This window comes from Streptomyces sp. NPDC102437 (genome assembly GCF_044765565.1).
Lineage (GTDB): Bacteria > Actinomycetota > Actinomycetes > Streptomycetales > Streptomycetaceae > Streptomyces.
The window spans coordinates 1-4,612 of record NZ_JBIWKI010000116.1 but is presented as its reverse complement, the minus strand read 5'-3'; the positions used below and the strand labels follow the sequence as shown (position 1 = coordinate 4,612).

At 71.3% G+C, this 4,612-nt stretch carries 1 protein-coding gene; it reads left to right on the top strand.

The window, feature by feature from the left end; translation table 11 throughout:
* A partial coding sequence (locus ACIRJP_RS41975) for an amino acid adenylation domain-containing protein (RefSeq protein ID WP_404186423.1) occupies window positions 1-4,612 on the top strand: 4,612 nt, incomplete at both ends.

The following is a 4,612-nucleotide window of genomic DNA, read 5'->3' as shown; positions in this document are numbered from 1 at the left end:
AGCGGCTCGCCGCCTACCTCGTCGCCGCCGAAGGCGCCAGGATCGACACCGACGCGGTGCGCCGCGAGATCTCCGGCACGCTCCCGGAGTACATGGTCCCGTCCGCCTTCGTCGTTCTGGACGAGATCCCGCTCACCGTGAACGGCAAGGTCGACCGACGCGCCCTGCCCGCACCCCAGCAGAGCGCCGACACCGCCGGGCGCGCGCCCCGGGGGCCGGTCGAGGAGGTTCTGTGCGGCCTCTTCGCGGAGGTCCTGGGCCTGCCGTCGGTCACCATCGACGACCACTTCTTCAACCTCGGCGGGCACTCGCTCCTTGCCACCCGCCTCATCAGCCGCATCCGGCAGACCTTCGGCGTCCAGATCACCGTCCGGGACCTCTTCCAGGGCCCCACGGTGGCCGGGCTGGCCGAGTACGTGGAAGCGGGCGGCGAGGCCGTGCGGCGGCCCGCGCTCCGGGAGGCGATCAGGCCCGAGCGGGTGCCGCTCTCCTCCGCCCAGCAACGCCTCTTGTTCCTGCACCACCTGGAGGGGCCGTCGGCGACGTACAACATCCCGCTGGCCCTGCGCCTCACGGGCGCACTCGACCCGGAGGTCCTCCGGCTGGCGCTCACCGACCTGGTGGTGCGGCACGAATCGCTGCGCACCCTCTTCGGGATGGCGGACGACGCCGCCTACCAGTGGCAGCTCCCGGCGGCCGAGGTCCGGATGGAGCTGCCGGTCATCGCCGCGACCGAGGCCACCCTGGAGGCGGAACTCGGGGCCCATGCCGCCCGCAGTTTCGACCTGGAAGCCGAACTGCCGGTCCGCTCGGTCCTGTTCGCACTTGGGGACCAGGAGCACGTCCTGCTGGTGGTGATGCACCACATCGCCTCCGACGGCTGGTCCACCGCCCCGCTGCTGCGGGATCTGGCCGCTGCCTGCACCGCACGCGCCGAGGGCGCCGCCCCCGTGTGGGAGCCGCTGCCGGTCCAGTACGCCGACTACACCCTCTGGCAGCAGGAACTGCTCGCCGAGGACGGGGAACGGCAATCCGAATTCTGGCGCCACGCCCTGGACGGGCTGCCCGACGAGGCAACCCTGCCGGCCGACCGTCCACGCCCGGCGGTCGCCACCTACCGGGGCAGCACCCACAGCGTTCGCGTCCCCGCGGAGCTGCACGACGGGCTGACGCGGCTGGCCCGGGAGACCGGCAGCACGCTGTTCATGGTGGCCCAGGCCGCCGTCGCCACCACGCTGTCCCGTTCCGGCGCCGGGGAGGACATCCCGATCGGTGCCCCGATCGCGGGCCGCTCGGAGCAGGCGCTCGACGACCTGGTGGGCTTCTTCGTCAACACCCTGGTCCTGCGTACGGATCTGTCGGGTGACCCGAGCTTCCGCGAGCTGCTGACCCGGGTCCGGGAGACCGACCTCGCTGCCTGGAGCCACCAGGATCTGCCCTTCGACCGGCTGGTGGAGACCCTCAACCCCGAGCGCTCCACTGCTCGGCACCCCCTTTTCCAAGTCGTTCTCACCCTCCAGGAAGCCGTCACCCCCACCCTCGAACTCCCGGGGATCGAAGCCGAGTCGGGCTTCACGACGCTCGACATCTCCAAGTTCGACCTCACCTTCTCCTTCCACGAACACCGCACGGCCGACGGCCGCCCCGGTGGCCTGGACATCAGTGTCGAGTACGCCACCGACCTGTACGACGCCGGCACCGTCGAGGCAGTCACCGCCCGGCTGGTACGGCTGCTGGGTGACGCCGTCGAACGACCCGAAATTCCCGTGGGTGAGCTGGAGTTCATCGGCGCGGGCGAACGCCACCAGCTCCTGGAGCAGTGGAACGGTGCCGTCACCGGCTCCTCCGGCGCCGGCCTCGCGGAGCTGTTCGCCGCCCAGGCCGCGCGCACCCCGGACGCGATCGCCCTGGTCGACGGCGACCGGGAGCTGACCTACGCGGAGCTGGACGAGCACACCAACCGCCTGGCCCACCACCTCGTGGGACTCGGCGTCCGTCCGGAGAGCGTCGTGGCCGTCCTGATGGAGCGGTCGGCGGAGCTGCTCACCGGGCTGCTCGCGGTGGTCAAGGCCGGAGGCGTATACGCCCCGCTCAACACCGCTGATCCCGACACCCGTCTGCTCCGGATTCTCACGGAGACCGGGGCGCCGGTCCTGCTCACCGACCGGGCGCTGGCCGATCACCCGATCGTGGCCCGGACCACCGGCGAGACCGTCGTGCTCGACGGCACCGCCGGATACGCCCACCTCCCGTCGACGCCCCCGGCGCCCCGCGCCCACCCCGACCAGTGGCTGTACGTGATGTTCACGTCGGGTTCCACGGGGGTCCCGAAGGGGGTCGCGGTCACCCACCGCAACGTCGCGGACCTGGCCGCGCAGACCATGTACGCCAACGGCAACCACACCCGGGTGCTGTTCCACTCACCGCACACCTTCGACGCATCGACGCACGAGATCTGGGTGCCCTGGCTGAACGGGGGCACGGTCGTGGTGGCGCCGCCCGGACACCTCGACCCCGGGACCCTGGGCGGGCTGCTGACCGAGCGCGGGATCACGTCGCTGTGGCTGACCGCGGGTCTGTTCCGCGTGATGGCGGAGGAGGTTCCGGAGGCGTTCGCCGGGGTGCGTGAGGTGTGGGCGGGGGGTGATGTCGTTCCGCCGGAGGCGGTGCGCCGGGTCATGGACCGCTGCCCGGATGTCACGGTCGTCAATGGTTATGGTCCGACGGAGACCACCACCTTCGCCACGACGCACCGGATCCACCGTCCGCTGGATTACGCGGGTGCGATCCCGATCGGTGAGCCGCTGGACAACCACCGGGTGTACGTCCTGGACGAGGGCCTGCGGCTGGTTCCGCCGGGCACCCCCGGCGAGCTGTACATCGCCGGCGCCGGGCTCGCCCGTGGCTACCTCGGCCGGCCGGGCATGACGGCGGAGCGCTTCGTGGCGGACCCGTACGGCCAGGGCGGCGCGCGGATGTACCGGACGGGCGACCTGGTCCGGTGGAACCTGGAAGGCTCGATCGAATACCTGGGCCGTGCCGACCAGCAGGTCAAGCTCCGTGGCTTCCGCATCGAACCCGGTGAGATCGAGACCGCGTTGGCCGCCCACGAGAGCGTGGGACAGACAACCGTGGTGGTCCGGGAGGACCGGCCCGGCGACAAGCGCCTCGTCGCCTACCTCGTCGCCGCCGAAGGGGCCGGGATCGACGTGGCCGAGCTGCGCGGTCATGCCGCGGACGCTCTGCCCGAGTACATGGTCCCGTCCGCCTTCGTCGTCCTGGACGAGATCCCGCTCACCACCAACGGCAAGGTCGACCGACGTGCCCTGCCCGCACCCCAGATCTCCCATGCCACCAACGGGCGTGCGCCGCGCACACCTCAGGAAGAGGTGCTCTGCGGCCTCTTCGCGGCCGTGCTCGGGCTGCCGTCGGTCACCATCGACGACCACTTCTTCCACCGCGGCGGCCACTCGGTGCTCGGCACCCGACTGATCAGCCGCATCCGGCGTGCGTTCGGGGTGCAGCTCGGGGTGAAGGACCTGTTCCGGAACCCGACGGTGCTCGCACTCTCCGAATGCGTCACCGCGGGCAGCGGTGAACTGCCCCGGCCGGCGCTGATGGCACAGGGGCGACCGGAGAACGTACCGCTCTCCTCCGCACAGCAGCGGCTCTGGTTCCTCGATCAGATGGAGGGCCCGTCCGCCACCTACAACATCCCGCTCGCCCTGCGCCTCAAGGGCCGACTCGATCGCCAGGCGCTCCAGCTCGCCCTCACCGACCTCACCACCCGTCACGAGGGCCTGCGGACCGTCTTCCCCACCCACGAGGGCACCCCCCATCAGCACATCCTGCCCCCGGCTGCCATCGACCTCCCCCTGATCACCACCACCGAGGAGGAACTCACCGCACAACTGGCCGAGCTCTCCTCGGCCGCCTTCGACCTGGCCGTCCAGCCGCCGATCCGCACACATCTGCTGGCCCTCGGCGAACAGGAGCACATCCTGCTGGTGGTCATCCACCACATCGCCTCCGACGGCTGGTCCAACGGCCCCCTCTTCCGCGACCTGGCCACCGCCTACGCCGCCCGCACCGAGGGCACCGCCCCCGCGTGGGAGCCACTGCCGGTCCAGTACGCCGACTACTCCCTCTGGCAGCAACGACTCCTCGGAAGCGACGAGGAGCGCCAACTCGACTATTGGCGCGCAGCGTTGGCTGACCTTCCGGAGGAAGCAACGCTCCCGGCCGACCGGCCCAGGCCGGCCACCGCGTCCAACCGGGGCACGACGCACACCGTGCACTGCCCGGCCGACCTGCACGACTCGCTCGCCTCGCTGGCCCAGGACACCGGCAGCACACTCTTCATGGTGGCCCAGGCCGCGGTGTCGACGCTGCTGTCCCGCTCCGGGGCCGGGCACGACATCCCGCTCGGCTCACCCGTGGCGGGGCGCACCGACCCGGCACTCGACGACCTCGTCGGCTTCTTCGTCAACACCCTCGTCCTGCGCACCGACACCAGCGGCGACCCGAGCTTCCGCGAACTGCTGAACCGGGTCAGGGAGACCGACCTCGCCGCCTGGAGCCACCAGGACCTGCCCTTCGACCGGCTGGTCGA